Source organism: Psychrobacter sp. APC 3426 (assembly GCF_030408035.1).
Taxonomy (GTDB): domain Bacteria; phylum Pseudomonadota; class Gammaproteobacteria; order Pseudomonadales; family Moraxellaceae; genus Psychrobacter.
The window spans coordinates 1-26,067 of record NZ_JASDCF010000018.1 but is presented as its reverse complement, the minus strand read 5'-3'; the positions used below and the strand labels follow the sequence as shown (position 1 = coordinate 26,067).

Here is a 26,067-nt window from a genome sequence, read left to right as displayed (position 1 = left end):
CTAAAGTAGAGGGATGAATGCGTCAGACATTTGATATGGTACAATAGCTTCATGCCAAAACAAATCCTAAAAGCCCATAAAGTAAGATTATACCCCAATGAAGAACAGCAAGTATTTTTTGCCAAATCATTCGGCTGTACATGCTTTATCTGGAATAGGATGCTTAGTGACAAGATTGATCATTACAACGAGCATAAGACCGAGCTTAAAAATACTCCTGCTCAATATAAGAAAGAGTTTGAGTGGCTCAAAGAAGTCGATAGCCTAGCACTGGCGAATGTGCAGCAGAACCTAAGAGCCGCTTATAGCGCCTTCTTTAAGAACGGCACAGGCTTCCCAAAATTCAAGAAAAAAGGCCATCGTGACAGCTACACCACCAACAACCAAAAGGGCACAGTGGCGATAACTGATGATACTGTCAAACTGCCTAAGATTGGTCATATCAAAGCCAAGTTTCCAGCCAAGATAAAAGGTTTGATTAAGAGCGCCACGGTCAGTAAAGGTCCTACAGGAAAATATTTTGTCAGCCTATTGGTTGAAACTATCGTAGAGCCGTTGCTAAAAACTCACTCAAGAATAGGCATTGACTTAGGACTGACTGACTTTATCGTCCTATCAGATGGCAGCAAAGTTGCCAATCCTAAGTTTCTATCGAGGCTACAACATAAGCTTGCGCGAGAGCAAAAAATACTGGCCAAACGTAGAGCCGTTGCTAAAGCGAATCAGCGCAAATTGTCAGAGAGCCGCAACTATCAAAAGCAAAAAGTTAAAGTCGCCAAAGTCTACGAGCGTATCACGAATTGCCGAAAAGACTTTCTACACAAACTCTCATTCAATCTCATCAAAAACCACGATGTGATTGCGATTGAGGACTTAAACGTCAAAGGCATGGTTAAGAATAGAAAGTTATCTAAAGCCATATCAGACAGCTCATGGTCAACCTTCACCACCATGCTGAACTACAAGGCTGAATGGTACGGCAAAACGCTTGTTAAAATAGACCGATGGTATCCATCTTCTAAGACCTGCTCAGGCTGTGGGCACTTACTCACAAAGGCTGAGCTACCATTACAGGTGAGATCATGGAATTGTCCCAGTTGCTTGCAATCCAACGATAGAGACATCAACGCTAGTATCAACATCCTAAACGAAGGACTAAGGCTGGCAACACTCAAAACCGTCGGTGCGACGGGGTTAGCTTAGTCCATTTGCCTAACCGCTGATACAAAATATCGTATCAAGTATGGGTACTACCTAAGAAACCGCCACCTCTTTAGGTGGTGGGTGGTTCATGCTTGTCAGAGTCCTCGATCAATTCAATGTTAGATTGTATATGCACGCTCTGATAGTTCTAAGTAGGTACTTCTTTGTGGGTTTTCACTTTGGTTGGATACCAATTGGGGGTAATGTAATGTCCAAAATCTTGAAAGATAATTAACCATGAAGTATCTGGTAATGCGTTCTGATAAATAGGGTTTTTACGAGCAAAGTGACCGTAAAGACAGCCGTGCTGAGCGTCAGACTCAGAGCTATCGTTATCCCAAAACAACGGTATGTGACAAGCTTCAATACCATTATTGGTTTGAGCGACCAAGGTTGCCAGCGGATTAACCGCAATAAAATCGATAATACTGTCAAAATCGTCTTCAGTAAAAACGGCAGGTGTGTGCATAGTGTTCTCAATAGTAAGAAGCGGCCAATCCTAGTAGGATAAGCCGCTTAAAGTAGGTCATCATTATTGTCTATAAAAGGCTGATTTGAATACTTAGTTCATCATTGTTGCACAAAATCCACATCAAAAAATTATTTTAAAAACAACTGATAGCCAATATTGTCATTAATCATTGTGCAGTCATAGCCGATATCAAGTAGGGCGTCTTGTAATTGACGTGAATTACTCTCAGAGGCTTGCAGACCAACTAACACCCGACCTTCAGCAGCACCATGATTGCGATAATGGAACAAAGTGATATTAAAGTCGTCGCCAAGTTTTTCTAAGAAAGTCAGCAATGCGCCTGGACGCTCGGGGAATACCACTTTTAATAATTGCTCGTTTTCGACATGCGCATGACCACCTATCAAATGACGAATATGTGATTTAGCGATGTCATCATCAGTTAAGTCATGTGCTGTATAGCCATCAGAAGCTAATTGGTTACTAATCGTTAGACGTTCTTTATCACCTTCTTTTAAAGCAATACCGACGAAGATTGCAGCAGGCTCCATCGAGTCTGGTGATTTTTTGCTATCAGCACGATAGTTAAACTCAGTAATATTACGGCCATGAAGGCTACGGCAGAAGTTTAAGAAGGCGCCCGTTTGCTCAGGGATAGTCACGCCAAAGATGGCTTCTTTTTTCTCCCCAATCTCAGTACGCTCAGCGATATAGCGTAGGCGGTCAAAGTTCATGTTGGCACCGCAAATGATACCGACGCAGTTTTTATCTTGTAAATTGTTGGCCTCGATATATTTTTTCATGCCAGCGACGGATAGTGCACCAGCAGGCTCAACGATACTGCGATTTTCTTCAAAAATATCTTTAACCGCTGCGCAGACTTCATCATTGGTACAAGTGACGACTTCAGGCTCGACCACAGGTCCAGAGTTATCGCTCTTTTGTGTACGTACAACATCAAAGGGTAGCTCGCCAATTTGTGCGACTGCCACCCCATCTACAAATAATCCTACTTGCTCAAGTTTGACTCGCTCACCGGTCTCAAGCGCCGCTTTTAGGCAGGCTGATTGTTCGGCTTCTACAGCGATGACTTTGACATGCGGAGCCACTTCACCCAAGAATGCCGCGACGCCTGAAATCAAACCGCCACCGCCAACCGCAACGAAGACATAATCCATATTGCGCCATTGCTGGGTTAGCTCAAGTCCGATGGTGCCTTGTCCAGCAATGACCAATTCGTCATCGTAAGGTGGGATAAAGGTTAAGCCCTCAGTCTCAGCACGATTGATGGCATAGCGATTGGCTTCATCAAAGCTGTCACCATGTAAGTCAACATTGCCTCCAAGTGCTCTCACCGCATCGACTTTAATGTCAGGTGTGGTCGTTGGCATAACGATAATATTGTTAAGATTAAGTGTTCTTGCAGAGTAAGCAACCCCTTGCGCATGGTTGCCGGCTGATGCACAAATCACGCCGCGCGCTTTTTGTTCGTCACTCAACTGGCTAATACGGTTATAAGCGCCGCGTAACTTAAAGGATTTAACCGGTTGCAGGTCTTCGCGTTTAAATCGAATATCATTAGCAAAACGTTGGGTCAGCTTGGGTGCCGCTTCAAGTGGTGTTTGAATAGCAACGTCATAGACAGTGGCTTGCAAGATGGCTCGTACCCAATGTGATAGCATAATGATTCCTAAACGAAGTATAAATGACTATAAAAACGAAATAGATTAGCCTATGCTGATTTTGACTGTCTTGCAAGACACAATTGCAATTTTTATAGCAGTTTTACTGCACTGATGGTTTTTAAGTAAAAAAATAGCCTTCTTAAAACAGCCTTCTTATAGGGTGGTGAATTTAAAAGTATTGAATTATTTCCATATGTCTGTATTATTGGACATATGGAAATAACTAATGCTATCGCAAGCTTCGCTGCGCTTTCTCAAGATACTCGTCTCAAAGCTTTTAGGCTACTTGTCAGTCAAGAGCCTGAGGGGTTGCCTGCGGGTGAGATAGCCCGTCAACTGTCTGTACCACATAACACTATGTCGGCGCATTTATCGGTGCTGGCACGAGCAGGGTGGGTAGTGTCAAAACGCCAAAGTCGGCAAATAATCTATCGCGCCTCGTTGTCGCATATGGAGGCGGTCGTGCAGTTTTTATTGCAAGACTGCTGTGCGGGACATCCAGAGCTGTGTGCCTCGCTCATGGAAATTTTGAGTGGATGTGAGACTGCTAAACTTAATAATAAAGACAATCTGTAAAGTAAGCGCTAAGCCGATAGCTGACTCAATAACTATCTCTTAACTAATAGAAGTAGTAGAACTAATAGATTCTTAATAAACGTTTTCTGAACAAATATATTATTAATAACCATACCCATAAAATAGGTGAGATTGCTATGAAACCATTAATTTTTCATAATCCTAACTGCGGTACTTCTCGCAATACGTTAGCCATCATGAAGGCATCAGGCGAGCAGCCAAAAGTAGTGGAGTATCTGAAAAACCCGCCGAGCCGTGATGAGTTAGTTGAGCTATTGGCAAAAATGAACCTCTCGCCAAGAGAGTTGCTACGTAGTAAAGAAGCCATCAATGATGAGCTGGGCTTAGACAATCCTGAGCTGTCTGATAACGACATTATCGATGCGATGATGGCGCATCCTATCTTAATCAATCGTCCTATCGTGGTCACGGATAAAGGCGCAGCGTTATGCCGACCTTCAGAGCGAGTGTTTGAATTGTTAGAAAACCCAGTGAGCAGCTTTACTAAAGAGGATGGAGAGGTTCTACATCATGGTAAAGGTTAATACAGGGCAATATGACGTCGATGACTTAGCCAATCTAGATGACTTGCCCAATATTGATGCCAGTCAATTACAACCGATTGATATTGAGTCATTGATTGCGCCAAATGATCCGCGTCATCCGCCTAAAATACTAGTGCTATACGGGTCATTACGTGAGCGCTCGTTTTCGCGGCTGGCGGCTGAAGAGGCAAGCCGTCTATTACGTTGGTATGGCTGCGAGGTACGGATGTTTAATCCATCGGGTCTACCGCTGCCAGATGATGCTGATATCAATCATCCAAAGGTACAAGAGCTGCGCGAGCTGGCGCAGTGGTCAGAGGGTATGCTGTGGGCGAGTCCAGAGCGTCACGGTAGTATGACTAGCATTATGAAAGCACAAATCGATTGGATACCACTCGCACTGGGCGGCGTACGTCCAACCCAAGGCAAAACCTTAGCGGTGATGCAAGTCAGCGGTGGCAGTCAAAGCTTTAATACCGTCAATCAGCTGCGTATTCTTGGGCGCTGGATGCGTATGATTACTATCCCCAATCAATCGTCTATCCCTAAGGCCTTTTTAGAGTTTAATGACGATAATCGCATGGACAAGTCGCCCTTATATCTGCGTCTCGTTGATGTCTGTGAGGAGCTAGTAAAGTTTACTTGGCTCACTCGTGGACGCTCAGCTTATCTGACTGATCGCTATTCAGAACGGGTAGAAAGTGCCGAAGCAGTGTCGCAACGTGTCAATCAAAAGTCGCTGTAATATCTCCTAGTTATAATCAACACGCTGTAAATAAGGTTGCTCCATGCTCGCATTAACTATCTTTATCGTGACTTTGGTTTTGGTGATATGGCAGCCTAAAGGATTAGGCATTGGTTGGAGCGCGCTGGGTGGGGCTTTAATCGCCTTAGCTTTTGGCGTGGTGCAGTTATCCGATGTCGGTATTGTATGGGACATCGTCTGGGATGCGACCTTTACCTTTGTGGCGCTAATTATCATCTCGCTTATCTTGGATAGAGCGGGATTTTTTGGTTGGGCGGCGCTACATGTGGCGAGACTTGGCAATGGGCAAGGGCGGTTATTGTTTCCCATGATTGTGATACTGGGCGCGTTTATCTCCGCGTTTTTTGCCAATGATGGCGCTGCATTGCTACTCACACCGATTGTCATCGCTATCTTGCTCCGGCTTAAGTTTTCACCGCCATCGGCATTGGCTTTTATCATCGCTACAGGCTTCATTGCTGATACCGCCAGCCTGCCGTTAGTGACCTCCAATCTGGTCAATATCGTCAGCGCTAATTATTTTGATATTGGCTTTGGACGTTATGCGGCGGTCATGGTGCCGGTCAACATCGTCTCTGTCATCGCGACATTAGCAGTGCTGTGGGTGGTCTATGCGCGCCAAATTCCAACACATTATTCCATTGCCAATCTTAGCGCACCTGCATCCGCTATCGAAGATCCCTTGGTGTTTAAAGCCGCTTTTCCGCTATTAGCATTGTTACTTGTTGCGTATTTTGCCACCGAGTCATTAGGTGTGCCCATTTCCCTCGTCACGGGAACAGCGGCATTGGTATTAATGGCTATTGCAGGCCGCTGGTGGCAAGGCGGGCGAGATGCTGTTGTTTCTGTATCTGACGTCGTACGTAACGCGCCTTGGCAAATTGTACTGTTTTCAATCGGGATGTACTTAGTGGTTTATGGCTTGGGTAACGCAGGGTTAACGGCTTATGGTGCTCAAATACTGAATTGGTTAGGACAACAGGGCAATATTATCGCTACGGTGGGGACTGGATTCCTTTCAGCGATTGTGGCTTCTATCATGAATAATATGCCATCCACCTTAGTAGGCGCGCTGGCTATTGATGGCGCGCAAGTACCCGCAGCGACTCGCGAGCTGATGATTTATGCTAATGTGATTGGCAATGATTTGGGTCCGAAGTTTACGCCCATCGGTAGCCTTGCAACCTTGTTATGGCTACATGTCTTAGCAGAGAAAGACTATAAAATAAGCTGGGGGCAATATATGAAAATCGGGCTGCTCATCACGCCGCCAGTATTATTAGCCACGCTGTTGGCCTTGGTATTTTGGTTGTCTTATCTGTCTGATTTTTAACCAATTTAGACAGAAACCCCCACCTCTATAGGGGGTTGGTCATTCATAAGACATTCATACAGGTTATAGATTATGGTTGGAATACCTCATTATTAGAATCGGTTTTACGCTGACATATATCAAAGTCATCGGTTATAATAGCGGCGCATTTTACCTTTTTTACAATGATACGTTTATTCTGCCAAGGATTTATGATGAGTGATCAGCAAGTACAGAAACAAGCCGCAGCCAAAGCTGCTCTAAGCTATATCGAAGACGACATGATACTTGGAGTAGGCACAGGCAGTACGGTGAACTGTTTGATTGAATTGTTGCCGACCATCAAGCTTGCTGGCGCGGTTGCAAGCTCGCAGGTGACGGAAGACAAACTTCGTGCTCTTGGTATTGAAATCGTTGATTTGAACTTTGCTGGCACGCTAGATGTCTATATTGATGGTGCTGATGAAGTTAATGCCCATTTACAATTGATTAAAGGCGGTGGTGGTGCACTGACTCGTGAAAAAATCGTCGCTGCAGCGTCCAATAAGTTTGTCTGTATGGTTGATGAGAGTAAGAGTGTCGATATTCTAGGTCGCGCATTCCCAGTACCAATCGAAGTATTACCACAGGCACGCTCCTACGTTGCTCGGCAGTTGGCTCGTCTAGGCGGTGAACCTGTTTATCGTGAGGACTTTGTTACCGATTATGGTAATGTGATTTTAGATACCTATGATTTGGATGTCAGCAATCCAGTAGCGCTTGAGAAAGAGTTGAACAATATTGTGGGCGTGGTTTGTAATGGTATTTTTGCTGCCAATCAAGCCGATGTGTTATTAAAAGCGGGCAGTAATGGGGTGACGACCTTTACCCGTTAAATGTTTCGCTAAATGTCTCGTTAACTGACTAATGATTTTTGATTGACAATAAAAAAGGCAGGTCGCACTCAATGTGGTCTGCCTTTTTACGTATCACTACTTTGAAGTATTGGTTCTAATGATGAAATCCTGATTAGCCAGGTAGCTTAATCTTATCTTTTAACAAAAATTCCATCAAGGCTTTTTGGGCATGTAATCGGTTTTCAGCTTCGTCCCATACCACTGAGCGTGGGTCGTCAAGCATATCATGAGAAATCTCTTCTCCGCGATGCGCAGGCAAGCAGTGCATAAATACCACCTCAGGATCGGCTTTGTCCAATAACGATGGTGTGACTTGATAAGAAGCAAAACGGCGCGCACGAGTATTTTGTTCAGACTCTTGTCCCATGCTTGCCCACACATCAGTGACAATTAAGTTTGAATCTTTTGCCGCTTCTTGCACGTTTTCAACAATACTTACACAATGTGAAAAGCGTTTCATCAGCTCAGGGTCAGGCTCAAAACCATACGGGGCTGCTACACGTAGCTCAAAGCCAAACTGATTGGCCGCTTGCATGTAGGAGGCGCACATATTGTTGCCATCACCGACCCACGTGACGATTTTGTTTTCGATACTACCGCGATGCTCATAGTAGGTTTGCATGTCAGCAAGCAGCTGGCATGGATGGAATTCATCGGTGAGGGCATTGATAATCGGCACGCTTGAGTATTCAGCAAAGGTTTCAACTTTTTCATGACCAAAGGTACGAATCATAATGATATCGACCATACTAGAGATAACGCGAGCTGAATCTTCTAATGGCTCACCGCGTCCTAGCTGGGTATCGTTGGGTGACAAAAAGATAGCACTACCGCCAAATTGCCCCATACCAGTCTCAAATGAGATGCGCGTACGAGTGGACGACTTCTCAAAGATCATGCCGAGCGTACGACCCACAAACGGTTGATATATCTCACCGGCGTGTTGCATCTTGCGCAACTCGCTGGCGCGTTTGATTAGGTTTTCTAGTTCTTGTTGGGTTAAATCAGATAAGGTCAAAAAATGGCGCAAACTCATAGTAATCCTAGCAGTCGATCGCGGTCAATGAAACGTCATCAGTCTGTAATAGCATTGCGTCAGTGCGTATGCTGGGGTGACAACAAACTTTTAGTATAGCGCAATTAGGCTTAATGTAAATGTCCAATTTACCGTGATTTATCAGTCTGACAGGTAGGGGTTACATTCATCATTATCTTGTGACGGCCTATCATAGTTGCTATATTTGTAAACGCTTTGGGCGTGCGCTTAGACGGCATAGCAACTCATAGCTAATCGTACCAGCATGCGCGGCGACTTCATCGACGTGCGGTGCATCGCCCCAGAGTATGACTTTACTGTTTAAAGCACTGTCTTCTGGTACGGTGCTGACATCAATCACAATCATATCCATCGCTACACGACCAAGGACTGCACACCGGTAGCGTCGGCTTTCCGTATCAGTGTTATCGATGACAGTGACATAGGTTTCATCGCTGACGACACGTGGATAGCCATCACCATAGCCTATACTCACCAATGCGGTTTTGGTATCCCTCTGTGCGGTCCAGCGACTGCCATAACCAATAGCATGGTCTGTATGTACCGTTTGCAAGGCAATAACTTGCGCGCTAAATTCCATCGCTGGGTGCAAGTCTAATTCCTGCGCATTTTTATCAATCACAGGTGAACTGCCATATAAGATAATACCAGGTCGTACCCAGTCATAATGATGCTCTGGGAAATTGACAATACCCGCTGAGTTACATAATGAGCCTTTGATATCCGAGCTGATGGTCTCTTGCAATGTACTTAATACGTCCGAAAAACGCTGTATTTGCATTGCGTTCAAGGGATGAGCGCTGTCATCAGCATTGGCAAAGTGAGTGGTCAAAATGAGCTGATAACCAGCCTCATGTAAGCGCTTAGCCGCTGCAATAACGCCCTCGGCATCAAAACCCAAGCGATTCATCCCAGTATTGTATTTAAGCCACACCACTCGGGTTGCGCTATCAATAGGCGCTATATTGTCTAATGCCCACTGCAGCTGCGGCTGATGATGAATCACACAGCTGATATCATATTCAATCGCTTGCAGCCACTCATTCAGAGTAAATGCGCCTTCAATCAAACCAATGGTTTTATCCCAGCCTAATTGACGCGCTTCTATGGCTTCACTCAAGGTGGCCACTCCGATACCATCTGCCTGTTGTTTGCCTTGCTGTAACGCTGGCAGGACTGCTGCCACTCCATGTCCGTAAGCATTGGACTTTACCATGGCCAATACTTTGGAGTGTGGTGCCATTTTTTTAACTTGACCTAAGTTGTGGCTAATAGCATTGGGTTTGATAGTGATAGTACGCATAATTGGCTTCTTTATTAGCAAAGTTATTTTATGAATAAGGCTTTTTTATAGATACCGTTACTTTATGAATAAAGCTAGAAAGCCAATGCTGCATCAATCAGGCAGATGCAGCATTGGCTATAGTGTCTAATGCTTATTTTTCTATTATGGGTATGGACTTAAATATAGGCCATCGTGAACATTCTGATTATTCATCATTCTCAAAACTGACGTTTTGATAGTATTCTGGTGTCAGGTTGATAAAGCGGGTGAACTGTCCTTCAAAGCCTAAGCGTATGGTACCGATAGGGCCGTTACGCTGCTTACCAATGATGATTTCAGCCACGCCTTTGTGGTCTGAGTTTTCATTATAAACCTCATCACGATAAATAAACATAATCAAATCGGCATCCTGCTCAATCGCACCCGATTCACGCAAATCCGACATGATAGGACGTTTGTTAGGACGGTTCTCTAGACTGCGGTTAAGCTGTGATAAGGCAATAACAGGACATTCAAGCTCACGTGCTAGCGCCTTAAGACTCCGTGAAATCTCTGAGATTTCTCCCACGCGGTTACCATCGAGGCTCGGTACTTTCATTAATTGCAGATAATCGACGACGATAGCGCCAAGCTTGCCATCATGGTTTTTTGCGATACGGCGGCAGCGCGAACGCATCTCAGAGGGTGGCAGAGCAGTACTATCATCAATATATAAATGCTTAGATTGCAAATGTTGAATGGCATTCATCATCTTTGCCCACTCGTCCTCATTCATTTGCCCCGAACGCAGATGCGTCTGATTAATCGCTCCCCACGACGATAGCAAACGCATAACGATAGACTCTGCTGGCATCTCCATCGAAAACACCACCACGGGTAAATCTTCATTAAATAAAATACCTTCTGCCAAGTTCATGGCAAAAGTCGTTTTACCCATAGAGGGACGCGCAGCCACAATGATTAAATCGCCAGCTTGTAAACCTTGCGTTTTATTGTTTAGCTCAACGAAAGGAGTTTGCAAACCAATCATGCCATCGGGATTGGATTTTAGCTCTTGGATTTTATCGATGACATTGGTTAATACAGAGGTAATACCAACGGGTCCACGCTGCTCAGCGCGTTTGTTATGCTGTTCATTAATACTAAATATCTTGCCTTCGACATTGTCTAAGATATCGCTGACGCTTTGGTCTTTGGGATTATAGGCAAGAGCAAGCATGTCATTGCCAGTGGTAATCAGCTGGCGTAGGGTGGATAGCTCACGCACACGCTGCGCATAAGCGGTGAGGTTAAATAAAGTGGCAGGACTTTGACTCAGAATATCGGCTAAGTAACTGTCACCACCGGCACCTTTAAGCAGTTTCTGTGCTTCCAACCAGTCATGTACCATCACCGTATCATAAGGCTCGTTGACCGCTGCTAAATGCGCAATAGCATCAAAAATATACTGATGTCGCCCCGCATAAAAGTCGTCTTTGGTGACAATATCTGCAATCTTATCGTACGCCTCTTCGATACTCATTAAAGACGCCAACAAGGCCTTTTCAATATCGATATTGTGCGGCGGTGTCTGATTGAGTAAGTCGTCGGTTTTTTCGTTGTCTGCCATGAGTGCCTAATGTGTCAAAAGTCGGTATAAAAAATAAGTTTATTAGAAATTATAAATAGCTATGTGCTATCAGTATGTGTTTTAGGGTGATACCGCCAAGCAAGCGCGACATACCTCTACGAGAGAAGTACCAAAAGGTGGTCTCAGCGCCGGCTTATAAATGCTAAAATGGAAAGCGAAAGTTTAACACATAATGTACTTTTTTCAGACTCTATAAATAACAATCTAACCTAAATTAGGGTTGTAATACGTAAAAAAATCATTTATGCGATGTTAATATAAATATTTATCCTGACAATTATAATTATAATTAAATCAAGTGCTTATTTTAAATATAAAGGTGTTGTTCTTATGAAAGATACACAAAAAAAACTACCGTTATTAATCACAACCGGTGAGCCTGCTGGCATTGGGATGGATGTCGTGCTGCTATTAGCAGATGCAGGCAAATTACAAGATTTTAAACGCCCAATTTGGGTCACTGCCGATAGTACTGCAATGCAAAAGCGCGCTGATATGCTAGTAACGGCAGGTCTACTTCAAAGCCGTCCAGTGTGGCAAACCATCGATGTAGATATCGCAGCCGATGAATTTTTAAATCAAATGTCACAGCAAATGATTGATGACAATAATAATGACAATTGTGCTTTTATTCTACTGAATACACCTTGTGCTGACCCCGTCGTTTGCGGACAAATTAATACACGCAATTCGGCAATGGTTGCCAAGCAATTGGACATCGCGCATCGGTTAGCAACCAACAAAACAGTCGCTGCTATCGTCACAGGCCCATTGCAAAAGTCTGCACTGATAGATGCTGATATCAAGCTGCTCGATGGCACGATGTTTAGCGGACATACTGAGTTCTTTATGCAGCAAAGTGGCTGTGAAAAGGTCGTGATGATGCTCGCCAATCAAGCCATGAAAGTCGCGCTTGTCACCACGCATTTAGCACTAAAAGACATACCTGCTGCTATCACTGCTGACAATGTCCGCCAAACGGTGCAAATTGTCATTGATGATATGCGAGAGAAATTTGGTTTAATGCGTCCACGTATTTTGGTCTGTGGTCTCAATCCGCATGCAGGCGAGGGTGGGTATTTAGGCATTGAGGAGATTGAGATTATCAATCCCGTATTGCGTGAGTTTATCGATGCAGGCGTCGATATATCAGAGACGATGCCGGCAGATACGCTGTTTACTCCAAGGCATTTAGCGAACTGTGACGCGGTGATTGCCATGTATCATGACCAAGGCTTACCGGTGCTCAAATCACACGGTTTTGGCGATACGGTCAATCTAACCTTGGGTTTGCCTTATATCCGTACTTCTGTCGATCATGGTACGGCGCTTGATTTAGCAGGCTGCGGCGGTACGAGTGCGACCAGCTTATATCAAGCACTACTAATGGCCAGTGAGATGGCGGATAAATCACTGAATCGTTAACTACGTATGATTGGTTACTCTACTATTTTCAAAAACGCAGTCGTTGAAAACACGCCCTAATTATGAGCTGTGGTATAATTTGTCATTATAAAGCCAGCATATCGCTGCCATTACATTATCATCGTCCATTTATCTTTTATCCATTAAGACTTTTTTATGTCCAAAACTACGTTTGATGCTCAATCTATTTCTAACAGTCTACGGGCTGCCAAACACCAACCGCGTAAGCGTTTTGGTCAAAACTTCTTGCACGATGGTAGTGTGATTCGCCAAATTGTTGACAGCATTCGCCTAGAGCGTGATGATAACTTAATCGAGATTGGGCCGGGCATGGGCGCGCTGACTGAGCCGCTATTGGCAGAAGTCGATGCTATGACCGTGGTAGAGTTGGATCGTGACTTGGCAGATAGTTTACGTATTCGTATTGGTGCCAATAGTCATCCGAACTTTACCATTATCAAAGACAATGCCATGCATGTCGATTATCGTGAGCTGTATAGTCCTGAGCGCGGTAAGCTGCGTGTGGTAGGTAATCTGCCGTATAACATTTCTACGCCGATATTGTTTCATCTGCTCAGCTATGCGGATGTGATTCAAGACATGCACTTTATGCTACAAAAAGAAGTGGTCGACCGCATCACGGCTGATGTTGGTAGCAAAACCTATGGTCGTCTATCGGTCATCATGCAGTATCATTGCAATACTGATTATCTACTGACCGTCCCGCGAGGTGCTTTTAATCCGCCACCAAAAGTCACCAGTGCGGTTTTTCGCCTGACGCCGCATATTAATAAGCCAATCGTGGCAGAAGATGAAGACTATTTTGCTATTGTGGTGCGTGAAACTTTCAACCATCGTCGTAAAACGCTACGAGCCATTTTTAAGAAGTCGACTTTGTTGCCAACATTGAGTGAAGATGATTTTGCAGCCTGTGCTATCGACCCACAAGCACGTCCAGAAGTCTTAAGTGTGAAAGATTTTGTCAATTTGAGCAACCAAGCACGCAAAATAGGCGTTTGAGGATTAACAATAGAGCATTAAAATTATCCATATCATTTAATGCAAAAGAGCATCAAAAAATTTTAGATAAAATGATTGAGGGTTTATGAGTTTTCGCCATCAGTATGTCATCGGTGACCTGCAAGGTTGTTATGCTGCTTATCGTCAATTGCTAGAGATACTAGACTTTGATGCTTCACAGGACAAGCTTTGGTTTGCGGGCGACTTGGTCGCTCGTGGCGAAGACTCATTAAGTACTTTGCGAGATATTAAATCCTTGTGTGAACAAGGGGCAGCAGCAACGGTATTGGGCAATCATGATATTAATTTGATTGCCGTTTGGCGCGGTGCCGCAAAGCTCAAGAAAAAAGATAAAACAGCGCCTATTTTTGACGCCGATGATTGCGATGAATTACTGGAGTGGCTACGTCATCAGCCAGTATTGGCTTATCCTGATGAGCAGACGGTATTGGTACATGCGGGTATTCCACCGCACTGGACGATTGAGGCGGCAGCAAGCTACGCGCAGCAGTTAGAAGAAGCGCTGCAAAGTAAATTGCCACAGCTTGATGAGTTGTTGCCGAATTTATATAGCAGGACAGCCGATGAGTGGCATGCAGACATTGATGGCTATACTAAGCTGCGCGCGATTGCTAATTACTTTACTCGTATGCGGCTATGCAAGCAAGACGGCACACTTGAATTCAGTTTCACTGCTGGTCTGGATGAGTCTATGCCCAAGGATTTCTTGCCTTGGTTTGAATGGCAAGTACCACGCACGCGTAAAATATTATTTGGGCATTGGGCAGCGCTAAAGGGTGAGGTCGATCTGCCGCATGCACGTGCACTCGATGGTGGTTGTGTTTGGGGTAACCAGTTATTGGCTTATCGATTGGGCGATGGTAAAACAATCGCCTCAAGCGAGCATTGCTCAAACTCGTAACGAGGACTATAGCTGACGTTGATATACAAGGCTAAGTAAGTAGTCTGTTTTAAGTGGTTCCATTATATAGTCAATCTTAGATAAAACCGATACAATATTTATAACCAATTCATTTAGTGAAATAAACGATGACCTATTCAATCGACTTTCGCAAACAAGTGTTACGAAGCATTAAAGACGGCATGACCATTAGAGAGGCAGCTAACTTTTATCAGCTTAGCACAAGCTCGATTCATAGCTGGCAGCAGAGCTTAGTTCCTAAAACAACCAGAAATAAAGCACCGACTAAAATATCAAATGAAGCCTTATTGAAAGATGTTGAGCAGCATCTAGACGATTATATGTACGAGCGAGCACGGCGTTTAGGCTGTAGTAAATCAGGCATAGAAGCCGCATTAAAACGCCTTAGCATCAGTCAAAAAAAAGACCTTAAAACATCCAAAAGCCTGTTTGATAAAAAGAGCTAAGTATCTCAATCATTTAAGTAATTATATGACTCAAGGCTATCCCATCGTTTATATGGATGAAAGCGGCTTTGAGGCTGAAACCATTCGTTCTCATGGCTATGCACCGATTGGTAAACCCTGTATCGATAGCTACAACTGGCAAGCAAAGAAGCGTACGAATGTCATCGGAGCTCTCTATGAAAAAATGCTGTTTGCTCTTGATTACTTTGAGACCAATATCAATAGTAATATATTTTATGACTGGTGTAAGTTCACACTTATTCCAAGTCTTAAAACCAAGAGCGTGATTGTCATGGATAACGCTCGGTTTCATAAAAGTAGACGCATTCAAAAACTACTGAACAGGCACGGCCATCGTATTTTATGGCTGCCACCCTACAGTCCTGATCTGAACCCTATTGAAAAGAAATGGGCGCAAGCAAAGTTTCTACGACAAGGGTGGATGGAGAATAATCTGCCTAAACTGTTTCAGGATATGGGCTGTTCCAGTTTTATTGTGGATTGACTATAGCAGTCTATTATGAGTGGTCTATTAATGGGTTTGAGGGGTGAAATAACTGGTTCCCTTGGGGTATACCCAAAGCCAATAAATAATTATTCTACAATCACATTTTCAATCAGGGTCATCTCTTCGCCCACTTTAAACGTCAGGTCGTGAAAACTGGATCTGACATTTTTATTTTGGTCAGTCTCTGTTGGGTACTGACGTATGTTGATATTAACAGTATCTTGTCCATCATAGCTTATCGCAGTCAGAGTGCTGTACTTGCCTAGGAGCTGTTGATCGTATTGAGTAATATTATTGGTAATATAATCTAGCTCGAAAAATCCTAAATACAGTGAGTTGCTGGGTAGGTTTGGATTATCTAGAGTAGACAGTGTTTCATCTGACACAGCGTTACTATTGGTTAATGTATAAGGAACGATGAACTTAACAATATTTTGATTTTTTGAGCCATTTAATGCGGTGATATTTCTATAGTCCAGTGACACTGAATAATTTTTATTATCTGCTAATACACCTCTCACATACGGTTTGCTATCTTGGCTGTCATTGGCACTGACAAACTCAGTTAACGCCACTTGATTCTTGTGGTCAGGAAAAGTGATATAAAACTGTCTATCAGTTTCGATACTAAACAGTTTCTGCATGACTTCAGATGGCTCTTTCTTTAATTGACTTTCTAGTCTTGTATTAGCGTACTGGCAGCCACTTAGCGTGACTAATGTCACTAACGAGATGATTGAGCCAGATTTCAAAACATTCATGATATTTTCCTAGAATTTAGGGCTGGTGATTATGATTAATCTCTGACTCGAACTTGTAACTGACGCGGCTGATCCAAATCTCCTTGATACTCAAGACTGGTATTTTGGATTAAATAGTAGACTCGAGCGATAATGAAAGTGTCTGTAATAAGCTGCTCACTTAACCCCAGAACACGGCCAACCAATGCCATCATTAATACAAAATTTCCTTGACCTTGACCTTGACCTTGACCTTGTTCTTGGCATTGCGTCAGTATTTGTTTATCAAAATAATCTTCACCAACAGATTTGACTTCGTTGCTCTCAAAAATTCGCAATAAGCTATCAGGTCGCTTCGAGGATTTAACGAGCGTTTGCCATAATTGTGCATGTTGCACGCAATCTACAGGATTGATCTTTTTTTCTTGATTATGCAGGAAGTCTAACATTTCAAGAGAACAGGCACCCACTCCACGTAGCATATGAGTAGAGAGGTTATAGTCGTTAATACTGATATGGTAGAGTTTATGCTCATCAATTATATGGCAACACAAATAGAGTAACGACCGTTCAGGCGCATTATCTCCATGCCATATAACCACTTTGTGGTAATGAGTAAAGTTAAAGTGACATAATTTACTGATGTCTTTAGTAATATCTATTAACCATTGATCTTCAATAGTTGCGTCAGCGAATTCTTCGAGATGCGCTATTTGTAACATATCAAATAGATAGTTGGCTCGTTGGTTTAACAGTTGATGATCATTGACTTTATTACCATCATATAAAGGGCCAATGGCCAAATAGTCATCAAAGCACAACACTTCGTTTGTACCATCAAGCTTATTTTGTTCGAAATAATGTTTTAAAGTGCCAGAAGCTGATGCGCCGTTAGCAATATGAAGGGTAAGCATGACGTATGTCCTGTTTGCAAAAATAAGTGTCGAAAAGAACGACGTAATACTTCATCGCGTACTATTCTTAAGCCTTTTTATCTATGGTTGTTTCGCTTATTTCTTATGTATTGTCTAATGGAAATAATAGTTAGAGTTATCAAAATTGGATAAATAATAGACCTCTTGCAAAAGTAGCTTCAAGACTCAAAGAATATAACTGACCCCTAAATATTCAATAGATATGCCAAATATAGCCAAACTACTTGAACAGAGTGATGCAGGTTTTAAACGTTATACCGGCATCCACAAAGCTACTTTTGAGCAAATGCTAGAAGCCATGCAAGAGCATGAAGCTTCCAAGACCAAATCAGGTCGTCCAAGTGAGCTTAGCTTAGAGGCGCAGATTTTACTAGCACTGACCTATTGGCGTGAATACCGAACCCTTTATCATATTGGTGTGGACTTCAACGTTCATGAGTCCTCTGCCAGTCGCATTGTCAGAAAAGTAGAAGACATCCTTATACACTCAGGCAGGTTTGATTTGCCACGAAAACTGCCACACGGTAAGCCTGAGGATGTCAATTGGTCAGCGGTCATCATTGATGCCACCGAAACGCCCATTGAACGGCCAGAAAAAACCAAAAACAGTACTACAGTGGAAAAAAGAAACAACATACCTTAAAAGCGCAAGTCATCGTACATTGGCAAACAGGACTGATATTGGATGTGCAAACCTGCAACGGTTCAGTACATGACTTTAGTCTTTATAAACAAACTTGTCCTGATTGGCTGCCTAAAAATACCAGCTACCTAGCAGACAGTGGTTACCAAGGTATAGCAAAGCTACATGATCAGACCTTTATCCCCTTTAAGAAACCAAAGGGCGGTGAGCTGTTAGCGCTTTGTAAACAGGCCAATCAGTATTTGGCAAAATTTCGTATTCTGGTTGAGCATAAAATAGGTCTGATTAAGATATTCAAAATTGTGGCTGAACGCTACCGTAATCGACGTCAACGTTATGACTTAAGAATGAAGCTGTTCGCAGGACTGGTAAATTTCGAGCTTAATATCTGACTTTTGCAAGAAGTCTAATGAATACATCAAACACTATTGATATTTAAGTTTATATAAAAGAAACACAAAGCTTCTGTAGCAAGGCCTGTAAGGCAGCTGTTGGCATATTGCATAATAAGCGTTAAAAGGTATTACATAAAAATAGGCAACGTTGTTTTATTAATCACTCTTCTCACTGATAAGTGGGTATGTATGTCTTTAACGCTAGTAAGCTTATGCAATTTACGAGTAAATTCTTCATAACCGTTGAGGTCTGTGCTGACTACTTCCAATAAGTAATCATAAGGGCCCGAAACAACATGTCCATTGATTACCTCATCCATCTCAGATAAAGCATTTTCGAAGGCTGTAATCGATCCTTCTTGATGGTTGCTCAGACTGACTTCCACAAAAAAGCTCATCGCAATGCCAGCTTTAGCTCTATTTATGTTCGCTTGATAGCCTTCTATATAAAATTCATCTTCTAAACGTTTCAGGCGCCTAGCACAAGGTGAGGGTGACAGACCAATACGCTCGGCTAATTCAGCTGTTGATAAGCGTCCTTCTTTCTGAAGCACTTCCAAAATATGACGGTCGATTTTATCCATGTATTGCCTTTCTGGTGTTTCCAGCCAATAATTATATATTATTTGGCATTATCCACTAAATAACTATAGATTTTCAATAAAAGAATAGAGATAAAAGCGCGATTTTTGATTGATAATTAGGCTTTATATACAAGCATAAGACATCAATATGAATACCATTTCTCAGCCTTCCTCACGCAAAAACCCCTTGTTCACCCTGTCTCCGCTGATGAAAGGCTATGTGGCGATGATTGTTGTGATATTGATTTGGTCAGGCTTTGCATTGACTGTACGAGCGGTTGGAGCATCGTCGTTAAGCATGGCTGATGTCATGCTCATTCGATTTAGCGTGCCACTACTTTTATTGACGCCTTGGGTATTCTCTAGTTTGAAGGAAATCAAAAACATGAGAGGGGCTGATATCATTTTTATTTTATTTGGCGGTGTTCCTTTTCTGTTGCTCGCCACCTTTGGTGCGAGTACTGCTCCTGCCGCTTATGTTGGTACTATTTTGACAGGGACGCCAGTATTTTTTGCCGCACTCTTGTCCTTTATTTTTTACCGCCAACGTATATCACTAAAGAAATTTTTGGCATTCATGATTATTTTCTTTGGCGTAGCCACGATGATGGTAGGGAACGCAGGACCAACACCTAGTAGTTTGCTACAGGGGATGGCCTTTTTACTGATTGCGAGTTTGGTTTGGGCAGGTTACACCTTAGGCTTAAAAAGTACGAGCTTGAGTCCAATAACGGTTGCTCTCGTCCTTTCTTACACTGCATTTTTTGTGACATTAGTGATGGTTCTATCTGGTCTTCTAGAGACCAACCTTGGGGCTGTCTCTTTTGATGATGCGCTACCTTTTATCTTAATACAGGGCGTTGGCGTTGGTATTGTCTCAACCATTGGGTTTTCTTATGCGGTCAACAAGCTTGGGTCGATTCGCACCTTATTGCTTGGCTCCTTGTCTCCTGGACTAACCGCTTTACTCGCAGCGTTGATACTCAATGAGTCTTTATCAATTGCAATGCTATGCGGCATCGTGTTAAGCACAATTGGTGTCATTTTATCCAATCGAGCGAAGTAAAGTAAGATATGTCCTATTGCAAAAATGAGTATCAGAAAGAAAAGCTTAGTATTTCATTGAGTATTGTTTTTAAGACCTTTTATCTATGATTGCCTCGCTTATTTTTTATATATTGTTTGACTGAAATAATAATTAGAGCTATCAATATTGGGTAAATAATGAATATATCTACTCTTATTATCGCTCCAACTTGTGTTCTAGACCATATACCTATATAAATTTCCCATATAATACAAAAGACTATGGCGATTATCGTTGCCATTTGCACTTTGGTAATTTTTTTCACAGGTCTTCTCTCTTATTTACTCTCAAGATATGTTGGAAGTGCAGAAATATGTGCAAATACTTTAGATTGCTCATCCCATTTCCAGTATTTTTGCGTTTCTTCAGTATCGCCTGTTGGGGTCGGAATTACCCATACTGACGTTAGAATATTGCTTTCCTGTTCAAATGTAACATATGTGCCATTACCACCCCATTCTTTATCTTCTGGTAAAGGGTAGACCGTTCCATTTCGGCTATCGACCATCGCACCACTGACACAGCCTGAACCACAGCCCCATGTTATTACTACGTAATGGTTTGCAAAATTCACGTCCTGTTTCGCATATTCCCCACTAATCACAGTTCTATAACGTTTTGCAATTGGATGACTGTCGAAATTTATATTCGATTTTTCGATAGCTATTGGTTTAGCTTTTACCAGCGCCGTCTCTTCAAGTACAGTATCAATAGCGGTAGTATGCATAAGATCCGTATTTGTACAAGCAGTTATGGATACAGTTAATGCTAAAATTAACTGTATTTCAAAGTTTTTATATAGCACTTGCTTTATCCTATTATCCAGTAAACTTTTAAGAGGAGTTTAAAACTCATTAACCGTGTCAACTACAAACTGACGAGAAGCTTCCCCATCTATCATATGATACTGAATTTGGCGTGTTTTACCTTGTGGGTTGGCATTGCTATCGTCTTCTAAATAGAGTGGGAAACGTCTAACCAATACATTCTCAACCAATGCAAACGCATCGTGCCCCATATAACCTTGTTTGAGTTTATCAGTCAGCTCTGGATAAGAGACTTCACTCCATGACAGCCCTTTATTACTCGAATAAGCAACCACGTCACCATATGAGCCACTACCCACGCTTTGGGTGAACACCAGAATTTCAGGATATCCATCGCCATTCATATCACCCACATCAGCACTAACAACAGGATCGCTAATTGGTCGCTCGATAATGTCTTCGCCCATTGACTGAATCTGCAAGATATAGCCACCATTACCGTCAGAGGTGCTGGTCACTTGAGTAGAAAAATCACCATAGTTGAGTGAGGTAGCGTATTGCGAGTTGTCCAATTGTCGAGTATCCAGCGTATCGCTTAATTTTTGATATACGCCACCAAGCGTTGCACCGCCGCTACAATAAAAAGCTGTTTTTTGTAGACGGGATGTTTCACCTTCAATGGATAAGCTATTGTCGTTAAAGCGAAAATAAACGGGATTATTATCTACCCAAAACTGATACCGTCCATCATGAGCCTTATGAAGTACGGTGTCTAATGTACAAGTAGGTTTCTTTTTGTCTATGCGAGAACGAATAGACACACTAATAGCATCTTGACCAGCATCACGTACGCTGATCGCAAACCAGTCGTAACCCTCGTTACGCTTTGTATAGCCATCTGTGACGTAATCGCCCGTTATATTGTTAGTATGTTTATCGGTTGCGGTTGTCGTCGGTAGGTTGTTTTGTAAAACTGTTGTTGTCTCAATGCCCTGTGTATTAGTGTTCTGGCACGCAGTCAGACTTACTAACAGCATGCTGAGCAGTAACGTTTTTCTCATCATAATTTTTATTCCTTCAGAAGATCGTTATATGGGCCATTCATAACAGCCCACATCATTTAGCAATTTAAAAAACCATTATCCATTCTTGGCGTGGAATATTGGTTTGTACCTATTTCTATCAATGAGGTCTAAGTCAGGGCACTAGGATAGTGGAGTTCAAAGCCTGTGACCATGTGTATTCAGTAATTTTTTTACTTGTTTATGAAAATTTGATGCTTACGCATAAGCCGCGATTTATGCTTGGGAAAAGCAGTGCTTTTGCATATAAAGTGACAATAACGTTGCATTCTTTTTTGCTTTCCCGTTGCTAGAATAGAGTAGTACTAGATGCTTTCAAAACGATTCAAATTATCATTCGTAATACACCAGTTTTATCTTTACAATCTCACATCATTTACACTATCAGATAGATTTAAGGTGAGTATTCCATGCTTTTGAGTATAGTTTACATTATTGGTATTACAGCAGAGGCAATGACGGGGGCACTAAGCGCGGGACGACAAAATATGGATTGGTTTGGGGTTATGCTTATCGCGAGTGTAACAGCGATAGGCGGTGGTAGTGTCAGAGATATCCTACTTGGTAACTACCCCTTAACTTGGGTAGAACATCCTAAATATTTATTAATCGTTTGTGTGGCTGGTCTTATAACGACTTGGTTGGCTAAATGGGTTGTTAAATTTAATGGCATTTTCATACGTTTGGATGCTTTAGGACTAGCGGCCTTTAGTATCATTGGTTGTCAAGTAGGGCTTAACATGGGACTCCATTACGGTGTTTGTATAGTTGCGGCCATTGCAACAGGTGTATTTGGTGGATTGCTGCGTGATTTAATATGTCGCCAAACCCCATTGGTTTTACATCATGAGTTATACGCTTCAGTTTCTTTGATCGTTGCGTGTTTATATTTAACACTTCAGCATTTTGCTGTTAGTAGTAATATCAGCGTCATTATTAGTTTAGTTGCTGGTTACTTAATCCGTATGGCAGCGGTTAGAGCAAAGTGGCGATTACCCGTATTCCATTTGTTGGAAACTTCTAAATAAAATAGTGAACCCACCGTCATAAGAATGTCTACGAGCGGGCTGGGTTATTTTAGAGAGTCGTTAAGGCTCTCTATTTTTTTACCATCATACTGACTTAACGCCACTAATATGACGATCTAGCTAAGTTTTAACATGTTCATAAGCCTCATTAGGGCTTAGTAAGTATGGTATGTATAGCCTATTAGATGCTCACAAGACCTCTGAGATCTATTTTATGATCTAGTACATTTATTCAAAAAAGTCCAAACGAATATAGTCAGTTCAAAATAAAATTGTTATGACTAGGGCAAATATCATAAAACAATTTGGATAAGTCATTTTCCATCCAGCCTTGGCGTAGAAGCTTCACCTGAGCCCATTTTTTTCTCGATAGGGTTCAGATCAGGGCTGTACGGTGGCAGCCAAAGAATACGATGACCATGCCTGTTCAGTAGCTTTTGAATGCGTTTGCTCTTATGAAATCTGGCATTATCCATGGCAATCACGCATTTGGTTTTAAGACTTGGGATTAGCTTGTGTTTGCACCAGTCGTAGAATATGCTGCTGTTAATGTTGTGCTTAAAGTAATCTAGTGCAAACAGCATCTTTTCATATAGAGCACCGATAACGTTGGTTCGCTTTTTACCTTGCCAGTTGTAACTATCGATACAGGGTTTACCAATCGGTGCATAACCATGAGAGCGAATGGTCTCGTGCTCAAAGCCGCGCGCGTATATATAGACGATGGGATAGCCTTGCTGCGTAAAGCTATTAAGCTTACTGTGATATATCGCTCTTTTGATCGGACACGCTTTTGGATGCTCTAAGGTCTTTTTTTTGACTGATGCCAAGTCGCTTTAGGGCATGATAAATGCCTGTTTTACTACAGTTTAAACGACGAGCTCGCTCATACTGGTAATCATCAGGATGTTCTTTAACATCATTAAGTAGCACGTCATCTGGTATTTTATAGGGTTTGGTTTGCCTGGTTGTTTTACTATGAACACGTCTCTTCCAGTTCTGTATAGTGGTTGGGCTGAGATTATAGAACTCAGCCGCCCCGGCAAAGGTCATACCCTCGTCTAAGCTTTTTAGTACTTGTTTGCGAAAATCTAGTGAGTAAGTCATGGTCTTTATAATAACAATTGGGTTTGATAATTAATTTATAACACTTTTAGGTGGAATTGACTATACAACTTTAAGTTGGATTGACTATATCTTATTTAAGATCAGATAAAATAAATGACTATTTATTGAGGATATGAGTCTTTATGAATTGTTGATCGGGATTTTCTAAATCATCATTTTAAACCCCTATAACAAATCATAATTTGATCTTTTGATAACAAATAAGGTAAAGATTTTTTTAATTACATTGGGATTTCAGCCATTCGCTTAATTTAATAATATCATCCTGATTATTCTTTAATTCCTTGCAAACGAAGTAAAATTGGTCCCCTGTTAGAAATTCGTGCATTGGAATTCTAACGATATTTTGTTTATAAGCGTCATCCTGCATCATATAATTATTGGTAAGAGTAATGCCCAGATTGTACCTTGCGGCTTCTATCGCTAGTAGTACATGACTAAAATGATTTATCTTTATATCGCTTGGCAATTCAAATCCGCCTGCCTTACACCACCGCAGCCAATCCTCTGCTGTATTCACGCTTGTATCTGCATATCTCACAGACAATATTGGATGCCGCCACAATGCGTCAGGAAGGGGTTTATCTCTTATTTTCTCCCAAAGCTTTTGACCACACACAGGATATAAAGTTTCAGTAAATAAAAACTTACTGATGAAAGCATGTGGAGGAGGATCGACGGTGATATAACAATCGGCCCTTTGCTCATTATAATCAGAGGGATGATTAACCATATCTAAAGTGAGTTCTATTTCTGGATACTGTCTATAGAAGTCTTCTAGTCGAGGAATCAACCAATTCACTGCGACTGAACTGTACAGAGCTAAGCGTATATGCCCAGGTTTTCCATGTTTAATAATCTGACTACTATCTGAAAGTAGACCCAATGCGCCACTCACATCTGTGAAATAACGCTCACCAACCTCTGTCAACGAAAAGGTCCGGCCTTGCCTGTAAAACATTGCTTCCCCAAGATACTCTTCAAGGATGCGTATTTGGTGACTCACGGCACTTTGTGTCACATTGAGGCTTTCTGCTGCTTTTGAAAAGCTGTTAAGCCGTGCAACGGACTCGAAGCACTGTATTGCACGCAGCGGTGGTAAATCCATTATTACCTCAGGTAATACTAAATATGTTTTATATCATTATACATCATACCGTTACTTGAATATACTGCCTGACAGATCGTTAAATCAGCATGAACCCATTGGGGTTTTAACAGTTTCTGAATTCTGAATAGGGCGGGGAGGCTAAGAATGCCAAAGATGAGTGTTGCATTTGCCATGACGCTATTGGTACTAGGAAATATCATTGCGGTCTTCTCAGACGCCTTGATAAAGGCCTTGCCCTCTGAGACGGCGGTATATCAATTTATCCTGTTTCGTCAATGCACAGCGGTTTTAATGCTGTTGCCATTTTGCTTAATTAATAAAAAGAACAAGTTATTCAGTAATATAAAATGGCACTTTGTTCGTAGTCACGTGTGGTTATTGGGTGTGATATTCATGGTACTGTCTCTTCAAGCACTGCCTCTTGCGACTGCGAATGCTATTTTTTATGCCGCCCCTTTATTTGTATTACCACTGGGTTTTTTATTTTATAAAGACAGATTAAATTTTCCGACTATCGCAGCCTCTATATTAGGTTTTGCTGGTATCCTCGTTATTGTACAACCGAAACAGATCAATTTAGGGGCGGTGTTTGCCCTTATAGTGGCGGTAACCATGGCGCTAAACAATCTGTTAGTTCGTAAACTTCCACAACATCATACTGTCTATCAAACTGAACCGCCCCGACTATATCGGAGAGTGGATTGCTTGAGTCAGGCAGCTTTGTCTGACTCAGTAAGACTATCATAGTATCGTCTCTCAAACTCAAAAGGCGACACATAACCAATCGTACTATGAATG

The 26,067-nt window shown here is 42.2% G+C and carries 29 protein-coding genes; 16 read left to right on the top strand and 13 right to left on the bottom strand.

All coding sequences use genetic code 11. The features are described 5' to 3' along the window. The first annotated feature begins 51 nt into the window (after window positions 1-51). Window positions 52-1,203 carry an IS200/IS605 family element RNA-guided endonuclease TnpB gene (gene tnpB / locus QL919_RS09600; RefSeq protein WP_290189322.1) on the top strand — a complete coding sequence of 384 codons (1,152 nt, stop codon included), beginning with the start codon at window positions 52-54 and terminating at the stop codon, window positions 1,201-1,203. Between the two features lie 148 nt (window positions 1,204-1,351). Here tnpB and QL919_RS09595 read toward each other — a convergent pair whose 3' ends face one another. After that, window positions 1,352-1,672 (bottom strand): FMN-binding negative transcriptional regulator, encoded by a 321-nt coding sequence (locus QL919_RS09595; RefSeq protein ID WP_290189321.1) that lies wholly within the window; start codon window positions 1,670-1,672, stop codon window positions 1,352-1,354. Between the two features lie 131 nt (window positions 1,673-1,803). Continuing rightward, window positions 1,804-3,357, bottom strand: a complete 1,554-nt coding sequence (gene ilvA / locus QL919_RS09590; RefSeq protein ID WP_290189320.1) for a threonine ammonia-lyase, biosynthetic — start codon at window positions 3,355-3,357, stop codon at window positions 1,804-1,806. A 216-nt stretch (window positions 3,358-3,573) separates the two neighbouring features. On the opposite strand from ilvA, the gene QL919_RS09585 reads away from it, so the two are divergent. From QL919_RS09585 to rpiA, 5 genes are all read left to right on the top strand, one after another. Then, a complete protein-coding gene (locus QL919_RS09585) occupies window positions 3,574-3,936 on the top strand; it encodes a metalloregulator ArsR/SmtB family transcription factor (protein ID WP_101212640.1) in 363 nt (120 codons plus the stop codon). Between the two features lie 137 nt (window positions 3,937-4,073). After that, a complete protein-coding gene (gene arsC / locus QL919_RS09580) occupies window positions 4,074-4,481 on the top strand; it encodes an arsenate reductase (glutaredoxin) (protein WP_201632873.1) in 408 nt (135 codons plus the stop codon). After that, a complete protein-coding gene (gene arsH / locus QL919_RS09575) occupies window positions 4,468-5,226 on the top strand; it encodes an arsenical resistance protein ArsH (RefSeq protein WP_201632875.1) in 759 nt (252 codons plus the stop codon). The genes arsC and arsH overlap by 14 nt, the downstream gene beginning before the upstream one ends. 43 nt (window positions 5,227-5,269) lie before the next feature. Further along, window positions 5,270-6,580 (top strand): arsenic transporter, encoded by a 1,311-nt coding sequence (locus tag QL919_RS09570; RefSeq protein WP_290189319.1) that lies wholly within the window; start codon window positions 5,270-5,272, stop codon window positions 6,578-6,580. A gap of 194 nt (window positions 6,581-6,774) precedes the next feature. Next, on the top strand, window positions 6,775-7,434 hold the full coding sequence (gene rpiA, locus QL919_RS09565; protein ID WP_290189318.1) for a ribose-5-phosphate isomerase RpiA: 660 nt from the start codon (window positions 6,775-6,777) through the stop codon (window positions 7,432-7,434). Between the two features lie 133 nt (window positions 7,435-7,567). Here the strand turns inward: rpiA and argF are convergent, their stop codons facing one another. From argF to dnaB, 3 genes are all read right to left on the bottom strand, one after another. Then, window positions 7,568-8,491 (bottom strand): ornithine carbamoyltransferase, encoded by a 924-nt coding sequence (gene argF / locus QL919_RS09560; protein WP_290189317.1) that lies wholly within the window; start codon window positions 8,489-8,491, stop codon window positions 7,568-7,570. Between the two features lie 199 nt (window positions 8,492-8,690). Next, window positions 8,691-9,815, bottom strand: coding sequence for an alanine racemase (gene alr / locus QL919_RS09555; protein WP_290189316.1), 1,125 nt, complete (start codon window positions 9,813-9,815; stop codon window positions 8,691-8,693). 187 nt (window positions 9,816-10,002) lie between these two features. Then, complete coding sequence (gene dnaB / locus QL919_RS09550; protein WP_290189315.1) at window positions 10,003-11,406, bottom strand: replicative DNA helicase; 1,404 nt, start codon at window positions 11,404-11,406, stop codon at window positions 10,003-10,005. 351 nt (window positions 11,407-11,757) lie between these two features. Between dnaB and pdxA the strand changes: the two genes are divergently transcribed. The 5 genes from pdxA (at window position 11,758) to QL919_RS09525 (ending at window position 15,766) form a co-directional block, all read left to right on the top strand. Further along, the gene (pdxA, locus tag QL919_RS09545; RefSeq protein WP_290189314.1) at window positions 11,758-12,852 is read left to right on the top strand and encodes a 4-hydroxythreonine-4-phosphate dehydrogenase PdxA; all 1,095 of its coding nucleotides are present in this window, start codon (window positions 11,758-11,760) and stop codon (window positions 12,850-12,852) included. A 156-nt stretch (window positions 12,853-13,008) separates the two neighbouring features. Further along, complete coding sequence (gene rsmA / locus QL919_RS09540) at window positions 13,009-13,872, top strand: 16S rRNA (adenine(1518)-N(6)/adenine(1519)-N(6))-dimethyltransferase RsmA (protein ID WP_290189313.1); 864 nt, start codon at window positions 13,009-13,011, stop codon at window positions 13,870-13,872. Window positions 13,873-13,957: 85 nt separating this feature from the next. Continuing rightward, the gene (locus QL919_RS09535; protein ID WP_290189312.1) at window positions 13,958-14,794 is read left to right on the top strand and encodes a symmetrical bis(5'-nucleosyl)-tetraphosphatase; all 837 of its coding nucleotides are present in this window, start codon (window positions 13,958-13,960) and stop codon (window positions 14,792-14,794) included. A 128-nt stretch (window positions 14,795-14,922) separates the two neighbouring features. Continuing rightward, the gene (locus tag QL919_RS09530; protein WP_290189311.1) at window positions 14,923-15,261 is read left to right on the top strand and encodes an IS630 transposase-related protein; all 339 of its coding nucleotides are present in this window, start codon (window positions 14,923-14,925) and stop codon (window positions 15,259-15,261) included. Continuing rightward, window positions 15,245-15,766, top strand: coding sequence for an IS630 family transposase (locus QL919_RS09525; RefSeq protein ID WP_290189310.1), 522 nt, complete (start codon window positions 15,245-15,247; stop codon window positions 15,764-15,766). Before QL919_RS09530 ends, QL919_RS09525 begins: the two co-directional genes overlap by 17 nt. 89 nt (window positions 15,767-15,855) lie before the next feature. Here the strand turns inward: QL919_RS09525 and QL919_RS09520 are convergent, their stop codons facing one another. Together QL919_RS09520 and QL919_RS09515 are read right to left on the bottom strand one after the other, a co-directional pair. Next, window positions 15,856-16,530, bottom strand: coding sequence for a hypothetical protein (locus tag QL919_RS09520; RefSeq protein WP_179798462.1), 675 nt, complete (start codon window positions 16,528-16,530; stop codon window positions 15,856-15,858). Window positions 16,531-16,565: 35 nt separating this feature from the next. Beyond that, the gene (locus QL919_RS09515; RefSeq protein WP_290189309.1) at window positions 16,566-17,423 is read right to left on the bottom strand and encodes a DUF3658 domain-containing protein; all 858 of its coding nucleotides are present in this window, start codon (window positions 17,421-17,423) and stop codon (window positions 16,566-16,568) included. 223 nt (window positions 17,424-17,646) lie between these two features. On the opposite strand from QL919_RS09515, the gene QL919_RS09510 reads away from it, so the two are divergent. Then, window positions 17,647-18,087: a transposase family protein gene (locus QL919_RS09510; protein ID WP_290189308.1), complete on the top strand. Its 441-nt coding sequence runs from the start codon at window positions 17,647-17,649 to the stop codon at window positions 18,085-18,087. Between the two features lie 11 nt (window positions 18,088-18,098). Next, a complete protein-coding gene (locus QL919_RS09505) occupies window positions 18,099-18,479 on the top strand; it encodes a transposase family protein (RefSeq protein WP_290189359.1) in 381 nt (126 codons plus the stop codon). Window positions 18,480-18,610: 131 nt separating this feature from the next. Here QL919_RS09505 and QL919_RS09500 read toward each other — a convergent pair whose 3' ends face one another. Next, window positions 18,611-19,066 carry an Lrp/AsnC family transcriptional regulator gene (locus tag QL919_RS09500; protein ID WP_290189307.1) on the bottom strand — a complete coding sequence of 152 codons (456 nt, stop codon included), beginning with the start codon at window positions 19,064-19,066 and terminating at the stop codon, window positions 18,611-18,613. Window positions 19,067-19,214: 148 nt separating this feature from the next. Between QL919_RS09500 and QL919_RS09495 the strand changes: the two genes are divergently transcribed. Next, the gene (locus tag QL919_RS09495) at window positions 19,215-20,132 is read left to right on the top strand and encodes a DMT family transporter (protein WP_290189306.1); all 918 of its coding nucleotides are present in this window, start codon (window positions 19,215-19,217) and stop codon (window positions 20,130-20,132) included. 298 nt (window positions 20,133-20,430) lie between these two features. Here the strand turns inward: QL919_RS09495 and QL919_RS09490 are convergent, their stop codons facing one another. Both QL919_RS09490 and QL919_RS09485 read right to left on the bottom strand, forming a co-directional pair. Further along, entirely contained in the window at window positions 20,431-20,958 is a 528-nt protein-coding gene (locus QL919_RS09490) for a hypothetical protein (RefSeq protein ID WP_290189305.1), read from the bottom strand. Window positions 20,959-20,997: 39 nt separating this feature from the next. Next, window positions 20,998-21,984, bottom strand: a complete 987-nt coding sequence (locus QL919_RS09485) for a hypothetical protein (RefSeq protein ID WP_290189304.1) — start codon at window positions 21,982-21,984, stop codon at window positions 20,998-21,000. A gap of 428 nt (window positions 21,985-22,412) precedes the next feature. Between QL919_RS09485 and QL919_RS09480 the strand changes: the two genes are divergently transcribed. Continuing rightward, window positions 22,413-23,030, top strand: coding sequence for a trimeric intracellular cation channel family protein (locus tag QL919_RS09480; RefSeq protein WP_290189303.1), 618 nt, complete (start codon window positions 22,413-22,415; stop codon window positions 23,028-23,030). A gap of 314 nt (window positions 23,031-23,344) precedes the next feature. On the opposite strand, the gene QL919_RS09475 is transcribed toward QL919_RS09480, so the two are convergent. The 3 genes from QL919_RS09475 to QL919_RS09465 all read right to left on the bottom strand — a co-directional run bounded on the left by QL919_RS09475 (window position 23,345) and on the right by QL919_RS09465 (window position 25,266). Continuing rightward, window positions 23,345-23,860, bottom strand: a complete 516-nt coding sequence (locus QL919_RS09475) for a transposase (protein ID WP_290189302.1) — start codon at window positions 23,858-23,860, stop codon at window positions 23,345-23,347. Then, complete coding sequence (locus tag QL919_RS09470) at window positions 23,787-24,137, bottom strand: IS630 transposase-related protein (protein ID WP_290189301.1); 351 nt, start codon at window positions 24,135-24,137, stop codon at window positions 23,787-23,789. The genes QL919_RS09475 and QL919_RS09470 overlap by 74 nt, the downstream gene beginning before the upstream one ends. Window positions 24,138-24,375: 238 nt before the next feature. Then, window positions 24,376-25,266 (bottom strand): LysR substrate-binding domain-containing protein, encoded by an 891-nt coding sequence (locus QL919_RS09465; RefSeq protein WP_025650898.1) that lies wholly within the window; start codon window positions 25,264-25,266, stop codon window positions 24,376-24,378. Window positions 25,267-25,413: 147 nt separating this feature from the next. Here QL919_RS09465 and QL919_RS09460 point away from each other — a divergent pair, with 147 nt between their 5' ends. Beyond that, window positions 25,414-26,016 (top strand): DMT family transporter, encoded by a 603-nt coding sequence (locus QL919_RS09460; RefSeq protein WP_290189300.1) that lies wholly within the window; start codon window positions 25,414-25,416, stop codon window positions 26,014-26,016. The last annotated feature ends 51 nt before the right edge of the window (window positions 26,017-26,067 follow it).